Below are 22,066 nucleotides of genomic sequence, written 5' to 3'. Positions count from 1 at the left end.
GAACCCGCATCCCTGCGGGTTCTCCCGGCCTTACGGAAACACGTCGGCAATTTTCAGCCGGACCAGCCACACCTGACCATCTACTTTTTTTGTTTAAACAGCAAAACAGATTTAACTGGAAATCAGAGAGTTGAAGCGATGACCCCGGTCCGGCTGAAAATCGATGAGGCGTTGACGGCTGACCGGGTCTGCCCGCAGGGATGCGGGCAGAGGGGACGGCCTGCAGGGACGCAGGCTCGGCCCCGACCCGACAGGCAGACGGCATGAGCCGAATGAATTGCATCGCGACGATTTTCCTGCCGGGAGCCAGGGTTGCAAGGGAGGCGGCGGTGAGCCTCCCTTGCACGTTCACGGGTATCTGCGCTTCAGAGAAATGACTCCGCTGAGGTGAACGGAACCCTATGCCGCAATAAAATATGCTCCATAATGCTTAACTGACTGGCATTACAACGCAGGCTGTCCCTTTTTTCATTTTCAGCGCTGGCTGCTGAATTAAAAATCATCCATCAGCAATGACTCCAGATACTGTTCATCCTCTTGCATAAAACGCACTATCAGATTCACCGTCTGAGGATAAAACCCCTCGTTATCCCGCACCAGACAAGCGTCGCGAAATAACGGTGCCCAGCACAGAATATGATGATGCAAAAAGTAATATTGCGCCGATAGCCTCTCCTCTTTAGCAACCATCCTCGCCATTAATGCCAACTGCACAGCAATATGATCGGAGGGTTCATTCTCTCGCGCTGCCAGACCTTGCTCAATCAGCAGCACATTCATTTGCCGACGTTCTTCTGCCGCTGTCGTGTGTGGATAGTGCCCTGCGTAGGGAGAAACACTAGCTGGCGGGGCCAGCAGAAACAGCGAGGCAAAATCTGCTGCCAGCTCCAGCTGTCGGGAGTCGCGCCGCAAAACCCGGCCCAGGCTACGCTCAAAACGTTTAACCTCGGCAGACACTCCAGGAACCGCCGCCAGTGAGACAATCCAAGCCTGGCTATCGCCGTTTTCCAGACTGGCGAGCTGTTTTTCATCCAGCTCACGAAATAACAGTTGCGAAAACCACTGGTACACAGCTGCCCGCTGCTGATGAATTTGCTTATGCTGCACTGGTCCCCTCCTCTTTCACAATCTGCGGACCACCGAATGCCGTCACCTGCGGGGCTTTCTGCTGATAACGCTCGACCTCCACCAGCACGGTATGCGCTGAAGGCCCCTGGGCCAATTGTGAAGTACCTATATCCGCGCTTAGCACGTTCGGGTCGCCATAGGTGCATAATGTCCCGGCTTTCCCCCCTTCCTGCGGGGAGTACCACGCGCCTTCATGAATACGAATCACGCCAGGGGAAAAATCCGGACTGACAACTACGCCAGCCAGTACCTGACCACGAGCGTTGAAGACGCGGGCGATATCACCGGCTTTTAAGCCACGAGCGGTGGCATCCTGTTCACTGATATAAAGCGGCTCTCTTCCGGCAACCGCATAGGTGTTACGAAACGCCTCGCTAGAGCACAGTTGGGAATGCAGACGTTTATCCGGATGGCAGGATTGCAGATGCAGTGGGTATTTATCTTTTTTGCCGCTATGGGTACGCTCAAAGGGTTCCATCCACACCGGATGCCCCGGACAATCCTCATAGGCAAAGCCCGCGATGGTTTTGCTGTAGATTTCAATCAGACCTGACGGCGTTCCCAGCGGATTCAGGTCTGGCTGGTCGCGAAACTCACCGTGACGTACCCACGGCTGCCCCGGCGGATATTCAATATATCCGTCACCCTGCCAGAACGTTGTGAAATCCGGTAATGAGACGCCGAGCGATGCCCCCATCTTCACGCCTTCTTCATAAAGCGCCTGTATCCACTGCATTTCATCACGGTTTTCACGGTACACCGCTTCTTTGTCAAAGCGCTTACACAGCCCGGCAAATACATCAAAATCATGTCGCGCTTCATATTGCGGTTTGACGATCTGATGCAACGCCATCAACCCTTTATTCGAATGCGTACCGAACTGCTCAATATCGTTACGTTCAAAGCGGGTGGTAACGGGCAGGACGATATCGGCAAAACGGCACGACGCGGTCCATTGGTGATCCAACACCACCACGGTTTCCAGCTTCTTCCACGCGTCGATCATGCGATTCCTGTCCTGCTGCGCATGAAATGGATTCGCCGCGCTGTAGATCGCCATTTTGATGTCAGGCCAGGTTAACGTCTCGCCGTTAAAGGCAACCTTTTTGCCCGGCTCAAGCAGGCAGTCAACGATACGCGAAGTGGGGATATGCTCCGATGCGCCGCGAAAATCCGCGTTGTACTTTGCCTGCGGGGGATTCGTGATCCCTCCCAGTCCAGAAAGCACAGGCCCGGCGGATGTTACCGTACCGCCACCGTTGTAGTGCCAGCCAAATCCTACCCCGCCGCCGGGCAAACCAATTTGACCGACCATGCTGGCCAGCACCACCAACATCCACGGATACTGCTCACCATGGTGCATGCGTTGTACGCACCAACCGCCCATAAACTGTGTCCGCCCTTTCACCAACAGGCGGGCGAAGTCTCGGATCTGCTCTGCCGTCAGGCCGCAGATTTCTGCCGCCCATTCGGCATTTTTCGGCTGTTTATCGGTTTCGCCCAGCAGATACGGCAAAAACTGCTCAAAGCCGACGGTGTAATCGGTAATAAACGCCGTGTCGTACAGTTTTTCTTCGTACAAGGTATGCGCCAGCGCCAGCATTAACGCGACATCGGTTTGTGGCCGCAACGCCAACTGCTCGCAGCCAAGATAGTTTTGCGACTTGCTCCGCACCGGATCAACACTGATAACGCGCATCTTACCCTGCGCTACCGCCTCTTTAATCTGCTGCCAGTAGCCAAACGCATCGTGATCGGGAACCAAAAACTCGATCTGCAAGTTCTTGATCGGATCGCAGCCCCACAGCACGATGGTATTGCTGTTTTGAATCACCAGCGGAAGCGACGTCTGCTGCTCATAAACTTCCAGCGAACCAATCACATGCGGTAAAATGACCTGTGCCGCTGCCGCAGAATAGTCGCCGACGGTTGTCACATAGCTACCATGCAGGCCAAGTCCCCGATCCATCGCCCCGCCCGCTTTATGGTATTTGCCCACCATTTGCCAGTCGGCAAGCCCGGTAAATACGCCTGATGAGCCATAGGTTTTTTGCACCCGCTCCAGCTCTTCGTAAAACAGATCCAGCGCCTGATCCCAACTGACCCGAACAAAACGGTTATCTCCGCGCTGACTGCGATCTGACTTCTCACGCTTACGCAGCCAGTCAAGACGCACCATCGGGTAGCGTACCCGCGACGGGTTGTAGACCACTTCACGCACCGCGTTCAGCATATCGCAGGGGTATTTGTCATGTTTGAACGGACGGGTTTCGGTCCACTCACCGTTGACCACTTTGGCTTCAAAAGCGCCATAGTGCGAACCAGATTGGATCCACTGCTCGGGATTTTCCCCCGCCGCCCACACTTTTGATATCAGCGGATTAGGCGCCAGTGCGCTGGCAGCCCCCACCGCCAGCATTCCGTTGAGAAAACGGCGGCGGGACGGATTAAAGTCATGAATATCCATACATTATCCTTACTTTTTGTTGGTTTCAGACACATCGCTGGCGTGGGTCTGGAGGTATTTCAACAACGTACGTTCCTCCACCGGATTAAGCCGGTAATAGGTCGACATGGCTTTCAGTCCGGCGATCCAGCCGTTAGCGGTATATCGGGTTGTAGGAGGAGTGCTATGACAGGCACTACAGGTGGATTGCAGCATTTGATCTGAGTATTCCCAGATTGGCGCAAGCGTGTTGATAAAGTCCTGATCGGTGGTCCAGGCGGTGACGCTCACATGCTGCCATTCCTGATGTGAGTCAGGATCGACCTGGGTTTGTAGCACTTTTACGTTCGCCATCAGGGGCTCATCGAGAACGGCGGAGAAAACGCGTTTCCCCATATACTGAGTGATCACCCGTCCACGCCCTTTGCTTTCTCGCCAGCCCGTGATTTCGAGCTGCACGTTACTGCCTTCTTTTTTCAGCACCTTGACCTCGGTAGCAGGAAATAACAGCGCCTTCCCGACCGGACTCCCTGCCGTTGCCGCCAGTGATTTTTCGCTTAATGAAAACAGTGTGGTCGCATCCGTTGGCGTATCTCCTTGACGCTGTAGCTGCTTATAGCGATCGCGAAAACCGCTGCTCATATCGGGTTTGTGATGGGCTATTCCTTTGTGACAATCGATACAGTTACTGTCTTTTGCTGCCGCTGCGGTCATTTTCGCAGCCGCGTTTGCCGATTGCTTGCCATGATCCATTGCCTCATAGCTATGGCAGGATTTACACGCCGCTGAATTATTCGCGCTCATGCGTGCCCACTCCCGCTGAGCCAGCTCCGGGCGTTTGGCAGCAAACTTTTCAGGAGTATCGATAGAAGGAGAAATAAAGGTGTGATAAAGGTCGTTTAAGGCTTCAGTTTTACGAACAAGCGTTGGAACAACGCCCGGGGGAATATGACAATCCTTACACTCAGCCCGCACGCCAGATGCGTTACGAAAATGCACGCTGGTTTTATATTCCTCTCCAGCCGTGCGCATCGAGTGACACGATAAACAAAATTCGGTGGTACTGGTGTAATGAACGCCTTGCCACGTTCCCCAAATAGCCAGGGCCATTGCCACCGCCCCAGCCAATAAGCACCACAATGCGTTCTTTCTTATCCACGACATGCTTGCCTCCATTTTTTAATAGCGACACGCTAAGGGATAATAAAAATCAAAAATAGAGACAGCGATAGCAAGCTATAGGAACAGCTGCTACTCCATGAGGTGTATCAAATAGTAAAAACGAGAAATTCGTAATATAGTGGCCATATATTAATAAGGAATTACTCATGCTTACATTAACGCTCAATAGAGAACTCCGCACTCCGCTGCAATTGCAAATTTTCCAATTTTATTTCCAGGCTATTCAGCGGGGAGATTTGCTTTGTGGCGATAAGCTTCCCTCTATTCGCGAGCAGGCTCAGGTATTGAACGTAGCCAAAATAACGGTAGTGATGGCCTATGATAAGCTTATGGCTGCAGGGTTAATCAAGAGCCGACACGGCATTGGCTATGAAGTGATATTCACCACGCCTGTACGTATAACACCAACACATGTGCCCGTTACCCAGGGTTCTCCGCCGACAAAACCTAAAGCTGCCGGAGTCTCAACCGATGTTTACGCCGAGCCTGGACGAGAGTGCTACTGTCGGATGGGCGTCCCCGATCCCAACGCTTTTCCCTGGTCAAGCTGGCGGAAATGGAATAATGCTCCAAGCATACTTAAAGAACAATTATTTACCCGATACCATTCACCAAGTGGATTATTTTCACTGCGTGAGCAATTGGTCAGATACCTTAATTTATCCCGCGGAATTAATACCCGAGCAGAGAACATCATCATTACCAACGGGATTCAGGAAGGATTATCACTGCTTAGCCAAATATTTATTATTCATCATGCTGTCAGTCAGCAAAAAAAGTGCCATATTGTGACGGAATCCCCTTGTTATTCTGGCGCATGGCATCTTTTTAATTATTACGGTGCAGACATTACGTCAATTGCCGTAGATAACCACGGGCTGCAAACAGATAATTTACCCGAGTATGAAACCCAGCTTTGTTATGTTACTCCAGCGCATCAGTATCCGATGGGAAGCGTGCTTTCACTGGAGCGCCGTCAGTCATTATTAACGTGGGCGCAACGCGTCGGCGCTTACATCATTGAAGATGATTACGATGCCGTTTTTACCTATGGGGAAAATCCCCTTCCCGCGCTGAAAGCCATGGATTATCACAACCGGGTTATCTACATGGGGACATTTTCTAAAACGCTGGGGCCAGGCGCACGGCTTGGCTATCTTATTTGCCCCGATGAACTGCTTCCGGCGGTACAGAATATGAAAGCGCTCAATAACAACGGCAGTCAGTGGTTGTTGCAGCAATTTTTGGCCGAACTGATGCAAAACCAGGTGTTCTATACGCATATCAGCAAGCTGGCCTGCAGCTATGCGACGCGCCTCACCCTGTTACGCGATGGCCTTTCCACTCTGTTTCCCGAAGGGAAAATCGCTGGCGCAACGGCAGGTCTGCACCTCTCGTTACGCATTGACAGACAAGCAGAATTCATCACCAGGTTACAACAATGCTGCCTGTTGGCCGGGATCCGTTTCGACACTCTGCCGGATATAGAAAATGGATCAGAAGCCGCATGGTGCAAAGAGAACAGCGATGCTGTTATGTTTTTTGGATTTGGTGGATTGCAGATACAGCAGATCAATAAAGTGCTGACAGTGCTGGAGCAGGCGCTCGCGCAGCCTTGATGAAAAACAGGGATCGCGCCTGTCGCGCAATCCCTGTTGTTAGACTTACAGCAGATCGCGGAACTGCGTTTGTTTCAGCGCCAGCTCAACGCCACGGACTTCTGCCAGGCCTTTCAGGCGACCAATCGCAGAGTAGCCCGGGTTGGTTTTCTTGTGCAGATCGTCAAGCATCTGGTGTCCATGATCCGGACGCATCGGGATAGGACGCAGGTCGCCCGCTTTTTTACGCCGCTGCTCTTCGCTCAAAATGGCAGCCACCACCGATACCATATCCACATCGCCCTGCAGGTGCGCACCTTCATGGAAGGTTTTCGGGTTATCTTCACGACAGGTTGAGCGCAGGTGCGTGAAGTGGATTCGATCGCCAAAGGTTTCGATCATTTTCACCAGATCGTTATCAGCGCGCACGCCGTAAGAACCGGTACACATGGTGAAACCGTTATTAATGCTATCGACCGTTTCTTTCAGCCACTGCATATCTTCGATAGTCGAAACGATACGCGGCAGGCCAAGGATCGGGCGCGGCGGATCGTCAGGATGCACGGCCAGACGCACGCCGACTTCTTCTGCCACTGGCACAATCGCCCGCAGGAATACCGCCATATTATCGCGCAGATCATCCTTACTGATGCCGTCATATTCAGCGAGACGCGCACGGAACTGATCCAGCGTATAGCCCTCTTCTGCACCAGGCAGGCCAGCAATGATATTGCGGGTCAGCTTTTCAATTTCTGCATCGCTCATGGCATTGAAGTAGTCCAGCGCCTGGCGTTGTTCTTCGGCGGTATAATCCGCTTCAGCTCCCGGGCGTTGCAGAATGTGAAGTTCGAAGGCCGCAAAAGCAATCTGGTCAAAACGCAGCGCTTTGGAACCATCCGGCAGTTGATATTCGAGGTCGGTACGCGTCCAGTCGAGGATCGGCATGAAGTTATAGCACACCGTATCGATACCACAGGTCGCCAGATTACGGATACTCTGCTGATAGTTGGCAATCCACGTTTGATATTGACCTGAACGCGTTTTGATATCTTCGTGGACAGGGATACTTTCCACTACCGACCAGGTCAGCCCTTTTTCAGCCAGAATGGCCTGACGCTGCTGAATTTCTTCTACCGGCCACACTTCACCGTTAGGAATATGGTGCAAGGCGGTCACAACACCCGTTGCGCCAGCCTGACGCACATCATCAAGCGATACCGGATCGTTAGGTCCGTACCAACGCCAGGTTTGTTCCATTGTTTCACCTCACAAGTTGTTATACCAAATTAAATCATCTTAATGACGACTACCATACAGGCATCCGTCAACTGATCAACACATTGCCGATGATTGGTTGATCAAGCTCACATTCCCCGGATAAATGAGGCACACCAATTCAATTTGTTGTCATATAACTTTATACTGCCATTGTTAATTTATGGTTAATCAGGTGTATTAAATGAAAACTATTGCCTCAGCGCCACTGGCGGAAAATGTCATGATGCCGCAATACGACCGCCAGCAATTAAAAACGCGGATTGTGCATTTTGGTTTCGGTGCTTTTCACCGCGCCCATCAGGCGTTACTAACCGACAGGGTGCTGAATGCGCAGGGTGGAGACTGGGGTATTTGTGAGATCAGTCTGTTCAGCGGCGATCGACTGATGAGCCAACTGCGCGAACAGGATCATTTATTTACCGTGCTGGAAAAAGGGGCCAACGGCAACCAGCCAATTGTTATCGGCGCCGTCAACGAATGTCTCAACGCCAGGCTGGATTCGCTGGCGGCCATTATCGAAAAATTCTGCGAACCTCAGGTGGCTATTGTCTCGCTAACCATCACAGAAAAAGGCTACTGCATCGATCCGGCGACAGGCTCGCTAGACCTCAGTAATCCACGTATTGCTCACGATCTGCAAACACCGACTGAACCGCACTCTGCCCCCGGAATTATTGTTGAAGCCCTACACCGTCGACGTGAACGCGGGCTACAGCCGTTTACCGTCCTCTCTTGCGATAACATCCCGGACAATGGTCATGTGGTAAAAAACGCCGTCCTTGGAATGGCGGAGAAACGTTCACCGGAACTGGCAACCTGGATTCAGGAGCATGTCAGTTTCCCTGGCACCATGGTCGACCGCATTGTCCCTGCCGCCACTGAAGAGTCACTGGCTGAAATTGCCCGCGAGCTGGGGGTTGCCGATCCTTGCGCAATCAGCTGCGAACCGTTTATCCAGTGGGTGATTGAAGATAATTTTGTGTGTGGCCGCCCACAATGGGAAACGGCGGGCGTCCAGATGGTCGAAAATGTGTTGCCGTGGGAACAAATGAAACTGCGGATGCTGAACGGCAGTCATTCGTTTCTCGCTTATCTCGGCTATCTGGCCGGGTTCCAGCACATCAGCGACTGTATGCAGGACAGCGCATTTCGTGAAGCCGCTTACCGCCTGATGCTCAACGAACAGGCACCTACGCTGCAAATTACCGATGTGGATTTAGACCAGTATGCCCTAAGCCTGTTGGAGCGTTTTGCCAACCCAGCGTTGAAACATAAAACCTGGCAAATCGCGATGGACGGTAGCCAGAAATTACCCCAGCGCATGTTGGAAGGGATCCGCGTACATTTAGCCCGCCAAAGTGAGTGGCCACTGCTGGCGCTCGGCGTCGCAGGCTGGATGCGTTATGTGAGCGGCGTGGATGATTCAGGCACCGCTATTGATGTTCGTGACCCGTTGAGTGAAAAAATTGCCGCTCTGGTTAAACAGAGCACAGAGTCAGAACGCGTCAACGCCCTGCTTTCGCTGCGCGAGATTTTCGCCACCGATCTCGTACAGAATCCGCAGTTTGTCGCGGCCATTCAGCAGGCCTGGCAACGCATTGCCCAATACGGTGCGCATCAGGCTGTCATTGAGACGTTAAAAAGTTAACGATTTCTGCCATTAAGCAGGACGAAGCGCCTCTTCGTCCTCTCACCCCTTCTCTTTTTCCCCGTTTTTCGCCAGGATTGTTAAATGCCATTACGGTAATTTATGATTCTGGAGTAAATGTGACTAAAACCAATCTCATCACCGGTTTTCTCGGCAGTGGCAAAACCACCTCTATTCTTCATTTGTTGGCAAACAAAGACCCTGCTGAGAAGTGGGCCGTGCTGGTTAATGAGTTTGGCGAAGTTGGCATTGATGGCGCGTTGCTGGCCGACAGCGGTGCGCTGCTAAAAGAGATCCCTGGCGGCTGTATGTGCTGTGTTAACGGTCTGCCAATGCAGGTTGGCCTCAATACGCTGCTGCGTCAGGGGAAACCCGACCGCCTGCTGATTGAACCCACCGGCCTCGGGCATCCCAAACAGATTCTGGATTTACTCACCGCACCGGTTTATGAGCCGTGGATCGATCTGCGCGCAACCCTTTGTATCCTTGATCCTCGCCTGTTACTGGATGAGAAAAGCGTCGCCAATGACAATTTCCGCGATCAGCTGGCCGCCGCTGATATCATTGTTGCCAACAAAACCGACCGTGCCACGACGGAAAGCGAAAACGCCCTGCAAAGCTGGTGGCAACACTACGGCGGTAATCGACAGTTGGTTCATGCCGACCATGGGCAAATTGACGGACAGCTACTGGATTTACCCCGACTAAACCTGGCGGAGCTTCCTGCAAGCGCGGAGCACGACCATAGCCATGCCAACAAAAAGGGGCTGGCAGCGTTGAGCTTACCCGCACAGCAGCGCTGGCGTCGTAGCCTGAACAGCGGTCAGGGCCATCAGGCCTGCGGTTGGATTTTTGACGCCGATACGGTGTTCGATACCATCGGTCTGCTGGAATGGTCGCGTCTTGCCCCGGTTGGGCGCGTGAAGGGGGTAATGCGTATTAAAGAAGGACTGGTACGCATTAACCGCCAGGGAGACGACTGGCATATAGAAACGCAAAACGTCGCTCCACCGGATAGCCGTATTGAACTCATCGCCGATACCGAGACCGACTGGAATGCGTTACAGAGCGCGTTGTTGAGACTTCGTTTAGACGCTAGCGCGTAAGGTTGCCTTCGTTTTTAGCAATGGTAAACGACGATGAAAACCCGATACCCTTTAATCCTCCTGCTTAATATTGCGGGCCTGGCACTGTTTCTGTCCTGGTATATTCCAGCCGGGCATGGGTTCTGGTCTTCACTCGATACGGGCGTCTTCCGATTTTTTAATCACAAATTGATTGAAAGCCCACTGTTCTTATGGGTTGTTGCTATCACCAATAATCGGGCATTTGATGGCTGCTCATTGCTGGCTATGGGCGCATTGATGCTGCACTTTTGGCTCAAAGAGACGTCGGAAGGTCGCCGACGCATTGTGGCAATTGGTTTGGTTATGCTGCTCACTGCAGTGGTATTAAACCAGCTGGGCCAGGCGCTTATTCCCGTTAAACGCGCCAGTCCCACGCTTATGCTGGATAATATTTATCGCGTCAGCGAACTGCTGCATATTCCGACCAAAGATGCGTCGAAAGACAGTTTTCCTGGCGATCACGGCATGATGCTGCTTATTTTTTCCGCATTCATGCTGCGTTATTTCGGAAAAGTCGCAGGAATAATCGGCCTTATTATTGCTGTGGTTTTTGCCTTCCCGCGCGTAATGATTGGCGCCCACTGGCTCACCGATATCGTGGTTGGTTCCATGACGGTGGTCTTGATTGGCCTTCCCTGGTGGCTAATGACGCCATTAAGCGACCGATTAGTCACTCTGTTCGTGAATTATCTACCCGGCAAAAACAAACAATTTTTAAACAAATAACGCAGAGTAATTAACATCATCAGGGATACTTCTGATTCCCTGATGATGCCGGGCAATATTTCATCATTCTGATTGTCATTCTCCTGTCATCTTATTCATGTTTAAAATGAGTGGGTTGCGTATTTTTTACCCTGATTGTTCTTAATTTAGACAATGCCGTTTATTCACTTTCTGTATCAATTTTTCTTATAAGAAATCACGTAAAATCACTCGCATTGACCGGAACGATCGGGTAATCTCGAACTCGTTTTGCCTCGCGGGATAATTATTCCCTTTCAGAATAAATTTGTGCGTTCTGCCACAGATTTGACCTTAAGGAATTGTCTCATCGTGCGATGGTAATTAGTCTCGTCACGTTTGGCATTTTTTATAACGATATTTATCGTTAAGGACTTCAAGGGAAAACAAACAAAATGGTCAAATCTCAACCGATTTTGAGATATATCTTGCGGGGCATACCCGCGATAGCAGTTGCGGTTCTGCTTTCTGCATGTAGCACAACGAACACCGCCAAGAATATGCATTCTGAGACGCATGCTGTGGGCAATGGAGATAACTCTTCACTGCAAGCCTCTCAGGATGAATTTGAAAATATGGTACGTAATATCGATGTTAAATCACGTATTATGGACCAATATGCTGACTGGAAAGGCGTGCGTTACCGCCTTGGCGGCAGCACCAAAAAAGGTATTGATTGCTCAAGCTTCGTGCAGCGTACATTCCGCGAGCAATTTGGTTTAGAGCTTCCGCGCTCAACCTATGAACAACAGGAAACGGGAAAATCCGTTTCGCGCACTAATCTGCGCACAGGCGATCTGGTTCTGTTCCGTGCTGGTTCTACTGGCCGTCACGTCGGTATTTATATCGGTAACAACCAGTTTGTACATGCCTCGACCAGCAGTGGCGTTATCATTTCCAGCATGAACGAGCCTTACTGGAAAAAACGTTACAACGAAGCTCGCCGGGTTCTGAGCCGCAGTTAGTTTCGTTTGGCAGCTATCCCTTGGCTATCCTGATGAGACATTCCAAAAGCACTGCTTCGGCGGTGCTTTTTTGTTTCCCCCTGCGACTAAGAAAAATCTCACAACATGAGTCATTTCAGGTTATATTCATACAGAGTAAGCGGTTAAATCAGGTAAAATAAGGATCTATGTTCAGACGCTCTTCTTCATCCGGTCGGAAAATCCTGCTTTCCTGTATGTTAACGGGGCTTATCGTCGCAATACTCGTGAGTACCCTGCAGTTTTTCGTCACCTGGCATAAACGAGAAGTTAAGTACGACACGCTCCTTGCCGATATCCAGAATTACGTCAGCAGCTACTTTACCGACCTCAAAACCACCACCGATGCCCTTCAGCCGCTGGTTGCCAACAGTTGCCAACAAGTTGGCGCTAAACTGACCTCCAGTGCAGCCTTTAGCCTGAACGTTCGCGCTTTCTTACTGGTAAAAGACGGTATCGCTTTCTGCTCTTCCGCAACAGGTTCCATGTTCACTCCGATTTTAGATTTGATCCCGAACCTCGATATCAGCAGAAATATTGATGTGGAATTACTTCCCGGTACGCCCATGATGCCGGACAAACCAGCGATCATGATTTGGCACCGAAACGCGTCGTTCAACGATAGCGGCGTATTTACCTCACTGAATATCAATCTGGCACCTTATCTGCTCTATACCGCCCGGCAGGATGATTTTGACGGTATTGCGATTATCGTCGGTAATACCGCAATTTCGACATTCTCATCGCGAATCATCGATGTCTCCGCTCTTCCTCATACCTCCTGGCGGCAGGCCACTCTTGAAGGGATCCCGCTTAAAATTCGCTTATACGCACAAGAGTGGAACTATACCGACGTCTGGTATTCTATTTTGTTGGGATGTATGGCCGGGATTATTGCCGCCCTTCTCCTCTGGTACTACATCTACAGCATCCGTTTACGCCCAGGCAAAGATATCCTCAACGCCATCAAGCATAACCAGTTTTATGTGGTGTACCAGCCCGTCGTAGAGATGCAAACGCTGGAAGTGAAAGGCGTCGAGGTCCTGTTACGTTGGAATCACCCAACAACGGGCGAGATCCCACCGGATGCCTTTATTCATTATGCTGAATCACAGAAAATGATTGTCCCGCTGACTCAGCATCTCTTTAAGTTGATCGCCCAGGATGCCCCGGCGCTGCAAAAAGTGTTACCCGCTGGCGCAAAATTGGGGATCAATATCGCGCCATCGCATCTGCATGGCGAGACATTTAAAGACGACATCCGGCACCTGCACGCTTCACTTCCCGCAAACTATTTTCAGATAGTGCTGGAAATCACTGAACGAGATATGCTCAATCAGCACGAGGCCACAAAGCTATTTGAATGGCTGCATTCCGCAGGTTTTGAAATTGCGATTGATGATTTTGGCACCGGCCATAGCGCGCTTATTTATCTGGAACGCTTTACCGTTGACTACCTGAAAATCGATCGCGGATTTATTAACGCCATCGGGACGGAAACCCTGACCTCTCCGGTTCTGGACGCCGTGTTGACACTTTCTAAACGTCTTAATATGCTGACGGTTGCGGAAGGGGTAGAAACTCCTGAGCAAGCCCGTTGGCTGCGCGATCGTGGGGTGCATTTTTTCCAGGGATACTGGATTAGCCGACCATTAAAGCTTGCTGATTTTGTGCGTTGGATGGCACAGCCCAATAAGCCGACGTGGTGATCGCAGTATGCGATTCATATACTCTCACTCGCCGCTACATCCCTTATCTTTCAGGCATGATGCCCGTCGGGTTGTGGCAGGAAAAGGAAATCGCTTTTATATGATCCCTCGCGTACTGCTTCTGTTTATTACCCTCATCGGGTTTAGCGCCCAGGCGCAATCCATCAAAGAAAGCTATGCTTTTGCCGTACTGGGTGAACCGAAGTACGCATTTAACTTTAATCACTTCGATTATGTGAATCCCGCAGCCCCTAAAGGGGGTCAAATCACCCTGTCCGCCATTGGCACATTTGACAACTTTAACCGCTACGCGATGCGCGGTAACCCCGGCGCACGTACCGAAACGCTTTACGATACGTTGTTTACGACCTCTGACGATGAACCTGGTAGCTATTACCCGCTCATTGCCGACAGCGCGCGCTACGCTGACGACTATTCCTGGGTAGAAATTGCCATTAATCCACGAGCGCGTTTTCACGATGGCTCACCCATTACCGCCCGCGACGTCGCATTCACCTTCCACAAATTTATGACTGAAGGCGTGCCGCAGTTTCGTCTGGTCTACAAGGGAACAACGGTAAAAGCCATCGCGCCATTAACCGTACGCATTGAATTAGCCAAACCGGGTAAAGAGGACATGCTCAGCCTGTTTTCATTACCCGTGATGCCAGAGAAGTACTGGAAAGATCATAAGCTCAGCGATCCCTTATCATCGCCGCCGCTCGCCAGCGGCCCTTATCGCATTACGAAATGGAAGATGGGCCAGTATATTGTCTATTCGCGCGTCAAAGATTATTGGGCCGCTAATCTGCCAGTCAATCGTGGACGCTGGAACTTTGATACCATCCGCTACGACTACTATCTGGATGATAACGTCGCCTTTGAAGCGTTTAAGGCCGGTGCGTTTGATCTGCGTCTTGAAAATGATGCCAAAAACTGGGCGACGCGTTATACCGGGAAAAATTTCGCGAATCACTACATCATCAAAGATGAACAAAAAAACGAATCCGCGCAGGATACCCGCTGGCTGGCATTTAATATTCAGCGTCCGGTATTCAGCGACCGACGGGTACGGGAAGCCATCACGCTGGCCTTTGATTTTGAATGGATGAATAAAGCGCTGTTCTATAATGCCTGGAGCCGGACCAACAGCTATTTTCAGAATACCGAATATGCCGCGACAAAATACCCCGACGCTGATGAACTGGTGATACTCGCGCCCTTGAAAAAAGATCTCCCCCCTGAGGTCTTTAGCCAAATCTATCAGCCGCCAAAATCAAAAGGCGATGGCTACGATCGCGACAACCTGTTGAAAGCCGATACCTTACTGGAGCAGGCCGGGTGGGTACTAAAGGGTCAGCAGCGCGTAAACAGCGCCAGCGGTAAACCTCTGAGCTTTGAACTGTTGCTCCCGGCGGGCAGCAACAGTCAATGGGTGCTGCCGTTCCAGCACAACCTGCAGCGCTTAGGTATTACCATGAATATCCGCCAGGTGGATAACTCACAAATCACGAACCGCCTGCGCAGTCGCGACTATGACATGATGCCGAGGTTGTATCGCGCGATGCCGTGGCCGAGTTCAGACCTGCAAATTCTGTGGGCCTCTCAATATATTGATTCCAGCTACAACGCCCCCGGCGTACAAAGCCCGGTGATTGATAAACTGATCGACCAAATCATCGCGGCGCAAGGTGATAAAGCCAAATTGATCCCACTGGGCCGGGCACTGGACAGGGTACTAACCTGGAACTACTACATGTTGCCGATGTGGTTTATGGCAGAGGATCGCATCGCCTGGTGGGATAAATTTTCACATCCTGCTATTCGCCCAATTTACACCATTGGCCTCGACAACTGGTGGTATGACGTCAACAAAGCGGCGAAACTGCCCGCTGCCAGACGACAGGGAGAATAAATGGGCGCGTATCTGATTCGACGTCTACTGCTGGTGATCCCAACGCTTTGGGCCATCATCACCATCAACTTTTTTATCGTGCAAATTGCCCCAGGCGGCCCGGTTGAACAGGCCGTCGCCGCCATTGAGTTCGGGCAAAACGGGGCATTACCCGGCGCGGGTAGCGAAGGCGTTCGCGCCAGCCACGCGCAAACCGGCGTTGGTAACATCAGCGACAGTAATTATCGAGGTGGCCGGGGTCTGGACCCGGAAGTGATCGCCGAAATCACTCGCCGCTATGGGTTCGATAAGCCCATTCATGAGCGTTACTTCAAAATGCTCTGGGATTACATTCGTTTCGATTTCGGTGACAGCCTGTTTCGTAGCGCCTCGGTGCTGACGCTTATCAAAGACAGCCTGCCTGTTTCCATCACGCTGGGGCTGTGGAGTACGCTCATCATCTACATGGTGTCGATACCGCTTGGGATCCGCAAAGCGGTGCATAACGGCAGCCGGTTTGATGTCTGGAGCAGCGCATTTATTATTATCGGCTATGCCATCCCGGCATTTCTGTTTGCGATTTTGCTGATCGTCTTTTTTGCCGGGGGAAGCTATTACGATCTGTTCCCGCTACGCGGGCTGGTTTCCGCCAATTTTGACTCCCTGCCCTGGTATCAGAAAGTAACCGACTACCTTTGGCATATTACCCTGCCGGTGCTGGCGACGGTGGTTGGTGGGTTTGCCGCACTGACTATGCTGACCAAGAACTCATTTCTGGATGAGGTGCGCAAACAATATGTCGTCACCGCACGCGCTAAAGGGGTCAGCGAGAAAAATATTCTGTGGAAACATGTGTTTCGCAATGCCATGTTGCTGGTGATCGCCGGCTTCCCGGCAACGTTTATCAGCATGTTTTTTACCGGCTCACTGCTGATTGAAGTGATGTTCTCACTTAACGGCCTGGGATTGCTGGGTTATGAATCCACCGTATCACGCGACTACCCGGTAATGTTTGGCACGCTTTATATCTTCACCCTGATCGGTCTGCTGCTGAATATCCTCAGCGACATCAGCTATACGCTGGTCGATCCTCGTATTGATTTTGAGGGACGCTAATGTCGCGATTAAGCCCTGTAAATCAGGCCCGCTGGGCGCGCTTTCGCCACAACCGTCGCGGCTACTGGTCGCTGTGGATTTTTCTGGTGCTGTTCGGTCTTAGCCTGTGTTCAGAACTGATTGCCAATGATAAGCCACTACTGGTGCGCTACGACAATAGCTGGTATTTCCCCCTGTTCAAAAACTACAGTGAAAGCGACTTCGGCGGACCGCTGGCGACTCAGGCTGATTATCAGGACCCGTGGCTACAACAGCGCCTGGAAAACCAGGGCTGGATCCTGTGGGCACCAATACGCTTTGGGGCCACCAGCATTAACTTTGCCACCGATAAGCCCTTCCCTTCCCCGCCTTCCGCACAAAACTGGCTGGGAACAGACGCCAACGGCGGTGATGTACTGGCGCGCATCCTCTACGGCACACGTATTTCTGTCTTGTTTGGTCTAATGCTCACCCTCTGTTCGAGCGTGATGGGCATTATGGCTGGCGCAATTCAGGGCTATTATGGCGGCAAGGTGGACCTGTGGGGGCAACGATTCATTGAAGTTTGGTCAGGAATGCCAACGCTGTTTCTCATCATCCTATTGTCGAGCGTGGTCCAGCCTAACTTCTGGTGGCTGCTGGGCATTACCGTACTGTTTGGCTGGATGAGCCTGGTTGGCGTGGTGCGCGCGGAATTTTTACGTACCCGAAACTTTGATTACATTCGAGCCGCTCAAGCGCTAGGCGTAAGCGATCGCAGTATTATTCTGCGTCATATGCTGCCCAACGCGATGGTCGCGGCCCTGACTTTTTTACCGTTTATTTTATGCGCCTCGATAACCACCCTGACCTCACTGGATTTTCTTGGGTTCGGTTTACCGCTTGGCTCGCCATCACTGGGAGAACTCCTGTTGCAGGGTAAAAACAACCTGCAGGCACCGTGGCTTGGCATCACCGCGTTCATCTCCGTTGCCCTGCTACTATCGCTACTGATCTTTATTGGTGAAGCGGTACGCGATGCGTTTGATCCCAACAAGGCGATTTAAAATGACACAACCTCTGTTAGCCATTGAAAATTTATCGGTAGGTTTTCGTCAACAAGAGACCGTGCGCACCGTAGTCAATGCCCTCTCACTACGGGTTGATGCCGGACAAACGCTAGCGCTGGTGGGCGAGTCTGGCTCGGGGAAAAGCGTGACCGCGCTTTCTATCCTACGGTTGTTACCGTCCCCTCCGGTAGTTTACCCTTCCGGGGACATCCGTTTTCATGGTGAATCATTACTTCACGCCAACGAGCAGACGCTTCGCGGCGTACGGGGGAATAAAATCGCCATGATTTTCCAGGAGCCGATGGTGTCACTGAACCCGCTCCACAATCTGGAAAAACAGCTTTATGAAGTGCTGTCGCTGCATAGGGGAATGCGTCGGGAGGCGGCGCGGGCAGAAATCCTGACCTGCCTGGATCGCGTAGGCATCCGTCAGGCAGCCAAACGTCTCGCAGATTACCCGCACCAACTGTCCGGCGGTGAACGCCAGCGCGTGATGATCGCCATGGCGTTGCTAACACGACCGGAGCTGCTTATTGCCGATGAACCGACTACCGCGCTGGACGTTTCCGTCCAGGCACAGATCCTGCAACTGCTGAGGGAACTACAGCGCGAGCTGAACATGGGATTACTGTTCATCACCCACAACCTGAGCATTGTGAAAAAACTGGCCGATACCGTGGCGGTCATGCAAAACGGTCAGTGTGTTGAGCAAAATCGTGCCGCACAGTTGCTCACTGCGCCAACGCATCCCTACACGCAGAAATTGTTAAACAGCGAACCTTCCGGCAATCCGGTACCTTTGCCTGTCGGGCAAGCTCCGTTGCTGGAAGTGGAAAAACTCCGCGTCGCCTTTCCTATCCGCAAAGGTATCCTGAAGCGCGTGGTGGACCACAACGTCGTCGTTAACGACGTCAGTTTTTCCCTCCGGCCCGGTGAAACGCTGGGTCTGGTCGGAGAATCAGGCTCGGGAAAAAGTACCACCGGACTGGCGCTTCTGCGGTTAATCACCTCGCAGGGAAGCATTGTGTTCGATGGCCTGGCACTGCATACCTTAAATCGACGCCAGCTGTTGCCGGTCCGTCACCGTATTCAGGTGGTATTTCAGGATCCCAACTCCTCGCTGAACCCACGCCTGAGCGTGCTACAGATTATCGAGGAGGGGCTGCGCGTTCATCAGCCAACCCTGTCAGCTGAACAGCGCGAAGCACAGGTGAAAGCGGTAATGGCGGAAGTGGGATTGGATAGCGAAACGCGACATCGTTATCCTGCGGAGTTTTCTGGCGGACAACGCCAACGCATTGCTATTGCCAGAGCATTGATTCTCAAACCTTCCCTGATCATTCTGGATGAACCAACATCGTCGCTCGACAGGACCGTACAGGCGCAAATCCTGACGTTGTTAAAATCCTTACAGGAAAAGCATCGGCTGGCTTATATTTTTATCAGCCATGATTTGCACGTAGTACGCGCATTATGCCATCAGGTTATTGTGCTACGTCAGGGAGAGGTCGTGGAGCAAGGGCAATGCGAGCACGTCTTTAACGCACCACAGCAGGCCTATACGCGTCAGCTGCTCGCGCTAAGCTGACGCTCAAAAAGGATTGTTGTTTGAAAACGGTTCTGCGATAGCCACGCCGAAGTTTTTCAGTCTGCAGGTCGCGGCAAATTCGTCCTGACGATTCACAAACAGGCACGGCTCTCCTTCACATTCCAGTACGGAACAAGGAACCTCGATATCACTGAGGGCCTGGCTGAGCTTATGCATGACTGACCACGCGCTGTCACCATCAGGACTGAGCAATTTGAGTGCCACCAGGCTGTTCTCATTACTCTGACCGTTTTGCGGAATCGGTTCAACTTTCGAACCTGCGAAACCCACCGACCAACGATAGCTCTGCGGCAGACGATGAACGATTGAGAGTTGTAATGTCATCACTTTCTTTCCCTGGAAGCACAATCACTTCACAATTATTTTACATCAATATTAACACATCATTGACAATACGTCTTTAGACAGTTGGTAAACGTTTACATCCAGTACTTATGCTGCTTACAGAACCCAGTAATTAAATTTATTCAACGGTTCTGGCATATTTCCGGGCTATATGTACTCGTTTCTGCGATCTAACTCAACCTTTTTAACTACAATGATGTGACTTTTTACATAAATTTATTTTACATAAAATAAACATAAGCGGGGGAAATGATAGATTTGCGGTTGATGTACATCAACTCTGGAGACCTTATGGCCCCCAGGTTGTGTAATAGATCACCGTTTTTGAGCGCGACTGGCGTAAAGATAGAAGAGAATTGAGCAGGTAGCGCAAAATGCGATCGACCATATCATTGGCCAGGCCGAGTTAAAGGTCGCCAGAGACAACAGGGCCCCGACAATGGCGCCAATGCCAAAGCGGAATGTCCCAGCCAGCGATGACGCCGTTCCCGCCATATGCGGAAATTCATCCAGAATAACCGCCATGGCGTTTGATGACACCATCGATACACAGCCAACAAACGCCGCAACGCCCACGACCAGAGCCCAGAACCCCAGCCCAAACAGTGCGCTAAAGACCATCCATCCCGCCATCACGAACTGGATCCACAGACCGGTACGGAACATATTCAATGCCCCAACCCGACGCACAAAGCGGCTGTTGATGATAGTCATCACGAACAGGAATACGATGTTCAATGCGAAGTAATAACCGAAATGCTGCGGTGAAACGTGGTTGATCTCAATGTAAACAAAGGGTCCGGCGCTCAGAAACGAGAACATCCCGGCAAAGCTGAACCCACTGGCCAGCATATAGCTCAGCACTCGTTTATGACGAAACAGCGAGGCAAAGTTGCCAATAGTGGTACGCAGGCGAAACGGCTGGCGACGCTCTACAGGCAGGGTCTCTTTGATCAGCGTAAAGATCATCACCGACGCCAGAACAGCCGCCATGGCGAGGATCCAAAAGATATAGTGCCAGCTCAGCCATACCAGCACCCAACCACCCACGATAGGTGCCAGTAATGGCGCTATCGTGGTGACCAACATGACGAATGACATCATGCGCGAGAACTCTTCCTTTGGATAGATATCGCGCATCAGGGCGTTGATTACCACGCTCGCCGCCGCAGCAGCCAGACCGTGGAAGAAACGCATCACGATCAGTTGATCGATAGTTTGCGCCAGGGCGCAGGCCACTGCCGCCGCCGCAAACACCAGCGTTCCGCCCAGAATAACCGGCTTGCGCCCAATGCTGTCAGCCATTGGGCCATAGAGCAACTGCCCCACTGCAAACCCCAGAATATAGGTACTGAGGGTCATCTGCGCGCTACCCGCAGGCACACCAAACTGTTCTGAGATAACAGGTAGCGCCGGAAGATACATATCAATCGACAACGGCATCAGCATGGCTAACAAGCCAAGGATAAAGACTATGGCAATTGACGAGTTCTGCCGGGTGGTCACATTTAGCTCCTGAAATTAACGCGGGGTTAAGTTAACGCTGGCGATTTCTTCTTCGGTCAATGGACGGTATTCACCCGGCTCCAGATCGTCATCAAGCCTGATGTCACCAATTCGTTCACGGTGCAGTTCCACAACGTGGTTACCCACCGCGGCAAACATACGTTTTACTTGATGATAACGCCCTTCGCTGATGGTCAATCGCACCTGAGTTGGCGTAATGACCTCCAGAACAGCCGGTTTGGTCAGGTCTTTCTCATTATGCAACTGTACGCCATGGGCAAACTGCTCGGCGGTATCGTCTGCCACTGGCGACTCCAGCGTCACCAGATAGGTTTTCTCGCAATGGTGACGAGGAGAGGTGATACGATGCGACCACTGTCCGTCATCGGTCATCAGTACCAGTCCGGTGGTGTCGATATCCAGACGCCCTGCCGCATGCAATTTGTAGGCAACCGGTTCATCAAGGAAATAGAGCACCGTCGGATGATCCGGGTCATCCGTTGAGCAAACATAACCCTGAGGCTTATTCAGCATAAAATAGCGCGGGCCATTTTGTTGAACCAGGGAATTACCGTCATATTCGACGTCGTGTTCTGGTAGCAGCTTAAAGGCACTGTTTTTAACGATTTCACCGTCGACGGTAACGCGGTTAGCACGGATCTCACGCCCGGCAATAGCGCGGCTGACGCCGAGTTGCTGAGCGATAAATTTATCAAGTCGCATGA

17 protein-coding genes are annotated in these 22,066 nt (G+C 51.6%); 10 read left to right on the top strand and 7 right to left on the bottom strand.

Annotation, left to right across the window (positions count from 1 at the left end; genetic code table 11):
* Positions 1-492 precede the first annotated feature (492 nt).
* The 3 genes from torD to torC are packed head-to-tail and all read right to left on the bottom strand — an operon-like array spanning position 493 to position 4,738.
* A complete protein-coding gene (gene torD / locus SK35_RS08275; RefSeq protein WP_048215905.1) occupies positions 493-1,107 on the bottom strand; it encodes a molecular chaperone TorD in 615 nt (204 codons plus the stop codon).
* On the bottom strand, positions 1,097-3,595 hold the full coding sequence (torA, locus tag SK35_RS08270; RefSeq protein ID WP_048215904.1) for a trimethylamine-N-oxide reductase TorA: 2,499 nt from the start codon (positions 3,593-3,595) through the stop codon (positions 1,097-1,099). The genes torD and torA overlap by 11 nt, the downstream gene beginning before the upstream one ends.
* A 9-nt stretch (positions 3,596-3,604) precedes the next feature.
* Entirely contained in the window at positions 3,605-4,738 is a 1,134-nt protein-coding gene (torC, locus tag SK35_RS08265) for a pentaheme c-type cytochrome TorC (protein ID WP_048215903.1), read from the bottom strand.
* A gap of 164 nt (positions 4,739-4,902) precedes the next feature.
* On the opposite strand from torC, the gene pdxR reads away from it, so the two are divergent.
* On the top strand, positions 4,903-6,375 hold the full coding sequence (gene pdxR / locus SK35_RS08260; RefSeq protein ID WP_048215902.1) for a MocR-like pyridoxine biosynthesis transcription factor PdxR: 1,473 nt from the start codon (positions 4,903-4,905) through the stop codon (positions 6,373-6,375).
* Positions 6,376-6,420: 45 nt separating this feature from the next.
* On the opposite strand, the gene uxuA is transcribed toward pdxR, so the two are convergent.
* The gene (gene uxuA / locus SK35_RS08255; RefSeq protein WP_048215901.1) at positions 6,421-7,611 is read right to left on the bottom strand and encodes a mannonate dehydratase; all 1,191 of its coding nucleotides are present in this window, start codon (positions 7,609-7,611) and stop codon (positions 6,421-6,423) included.
* 202 nt (positions 7,612-7,813) lie between these two features.
* Between uxuA and SK35_RS08250 the strand changes: the two genes are divergently transcribed.
* From SK35_RS08250 to yejF, 9 genes are all read left to right on the top strand, one after another.
* The gene (locus SK35_RS08250) at positions 7,814-9,280 is read left to right on the top strand and encodes a mannitol dehydrogenase family protein (protein ID WP_008785284.1); all 1,467 of its coding nucleotides are present in this window, start codon (positions 7,814-7,816) and stop codon (positions 9,278-9,280) included.
* A gap of 119 nt (positions 9,281-9,399) precedes the next feature.
* Positions 9,400-10,386: a CobW family GTP-binding protein gene (locus SK35_RS08245; protein WP_048215900.1), complete on the top strand. Its 987-nt coding sequence runs from the start codon at positions 9,400-9,402 to the stop codon at positions 10,384-10,386.
* Positions 10,387-10,419: 33 nt separating this feature from the next.
* Positions 10,420-11,133, top strand: coding sequence for a phosphatase PAP2 family protein (locus SK35_RS08240; protein ID WP_048215899.1), 714 nt, complete (start codon positions 10,420-10,422; stop codon positions 11,131-11,133).
* A 413-nt stretch (positions 11,134-11,546) separates the two neighbouring features.
* Entirely contained in the window at positions 11,547-12,116 is a 570-nt protein-coding gene (gene mepS / locus SK35_RS08235) for a bifunctional murein DD-endopeptidase/murein LD-carboxypeptidase (protein WP_003834567.1), read from the top strand.
* A gap of 167 nt (positions 12,117-12,283) precedes the next feature.
* Positions 12,284-13,843, top strand: coding sequence for a cyclic di-GMP phosphodiesterase (locus tag SK35_RS08230; RefSeq protein WP_048215898.1), 1,560 nt, complete (start codon positions 12,284-12,286; stop codon positions 13,841-13,843).
* Positions 13,844-13,943: 100 nt separating this feature from the next.
* Positions 13,944-15,758, top strand: coding sequence for an extracellular solute-binding protein (locus tag SK35_RS08225; protein ID WP_032944024.1), 1,815 nt, complete (start codon positions 13,944-13,946; stop codon positions 15,756-15,758).
* Positions 15,759-16,853 (top strand): microcin C ABC transporter permease YejB, encoded by a 1,095-nt coding sequence (locus SK35_RS08220; RefSeq protein WP_048215897.1) that lies wholly within the window; start codon positions 15,759-15,761, stop codon positions 16,851-16,853.
* Positions 16,853-17,878, top strand: coding sequence for an ABC transporter permease (locus tag SK35_RS08215; protein ID WP_003834577.1), 1,026 nt, complete (start codon positions 16,853-16,855; stop codon positions 17,876-17,878). The genes SK35_RS08220 and SK35_RS08215 overlap by 1 nt, the downstream gene beginning before the upstream one ends.
* Position 17,879: 1 nt before the next feature.
* Positions 17,880-19,469, top strand: coding sequence for a microcin C ABC transporter ATP-binding protein YejF (yejF, locus tag SK35_RS08210; RefSeq protein ID WP_048215896.1), 1,590 nt, complete (start codon positions 17,880-17,882; stop codon positions 19,467-19,469).
* A 3-nt stretch (positions 19,470-19,472) separates the two neighbouring features.
* Here yejF and SK35_RS08205 read toward each other — a convergent pair whose 3' ends face one another.
* The 3 genes from SK35_RS08205 to rsuA form a co-directional block, all read right to left on the bottom strand.
* On the bottom strand, positions 19,473-19,817 hold the full coding sequence (locus tag SK35_RS08205) for a YejG family protein (RefSeq protein ID WP_085951589.1): 345 nt from the start codon (positions 19,815-19,817) through the stop codon (positions 19,473-19,475).
* Positions 19,818-20,150: 333 nt separating this feature from the next.
* Complete coding sequence (locus SK35_RS08200; RefSeq protein WP_003834584.1) at positions 20,151-21,341, bottom strand: Bcr/CflA family multidrug efflux MFS transporter; 1,191 nt, start codon at positions 21,339-21,341, stop codon at positions 20,151-20,153.
* Between the two features lie 15 nt (positions 21,342-21,356).
* Positions 21,357-22,064: a 16S rRNA pseudouridine(516) synthase RsuA gene (gene rsuA, locus SK35_RS08195; protein ID WP_008785291.1), complete on the bottom strand. Its 708-nt coding sequence runs from the start codon at positions 22,062-22,064 to the stop codon at positions 21,357-21,359.
* Positions 22,065-22,066 lie beyond the last annotated feature (2 nt).

The sequence above is a fragment of the Citrobacter sp. MGH105 genome, from assembly GCF_001037485.2.
Taxonomy (GTDB): Bacteria; Pseudomonadota; Gammaproteobacteria; order Enterobacterales; family Enterobacteriaceae; genus Citrobacter; species Citrobacter portucalensis.
The sequence above is the reverse complement of the archived record's forward strand: the minus strand, read 5'-3'. Positions and strand labels throughout refer to the sequence as shown.

Bases quoted from the DNA above. Each gene is read 5' to 3' on its own strand.
- uxuA (WP_048215901.1), bottom strand. From the start codon at position 7,611: ATGGAACAAACCTGGCGTTGGTACGGACCTAACGATCCGGTATCGCTT.
- SK35_RS08240 (WP_048215899.1), top strand. From the start codon at position 10,420: ATGAAAACCCGATACCCTTTAATCCTCCTGCTTAATATTGCGGGCCTG.
- pdxR (WP_048215902.1), top strand. From the start codon at position 4,903: ATGCTTACATTAACGCTCAATAGAGAACTCCGCACTCCGCTGCAATTG.
- SK35_RS08215 (WP_003834577.1), top strand. From the start codon at position 16,853: ATGTCGCGATTAAGCCCTGTAAATCAGGCCCGCTGGGCGCGCTTTCGC.
- mepS (WP_003834567.1), top strand. From the start codon at position 11,547: ATGGTCAAATCTCAACCGATTTTGAGATATATCTTGCGGGGCATACCC.
- SK35_RS08250 (WP_008785284.1), top strand. From the start codon at position 7,814: ATGAAAACTATTGCCTCAGCGCCACTGGCGGAAAATGTCATGATGCCG.
- SK35_RS08220 (WP_048215897.1), top strand. From the start codon at position 15,759: ATGGGCGCGTATCTGATTCGACGTCTACTGCTGGTGATCCCAACGCTT.
- yejF (WP_048215896.1), top strand. From the start codon at position 17,880: ATGACACAACCTCTGTTAGCCATTGAAAATTTATCGGTAGGTTTTCGT.
- torA (WP_048215904.1), bottom strand. From the start codon at position 3,595: ATGGATATTCATGACTTTAATCCGTCCCGCCGCCGTTTTCTCAACGGA.
- torC (WP_048215903.1), bottom strand. From the start codon at position 4,738: ATGTCGTGGATAAGAAAGAACGCATTGTGGTGCTTATTGGCTGGGGCG.
- SK35_RS08225 (WP_032944024.1), top strand. From the start codon at position 13,944: ATGATCCCTCGCGTACTGCTTCTGTTTATTACCCTCATCGGGTTTAGC.
- SK35_RS08230 (WP_048215898.1), top strand. From the start codon at position 12,284: ATGTTCAGACGCTCTTCTTCATCCGGTCGGAAAATCCTGCTTTCCTGT.
- rsuA (WP_008785291.1), bottom strand. From the start codon at position 22,064: ATGCGACTTGATAAATTTATCGCTCAGCAACTCGGCGTCAGCCGCGCT.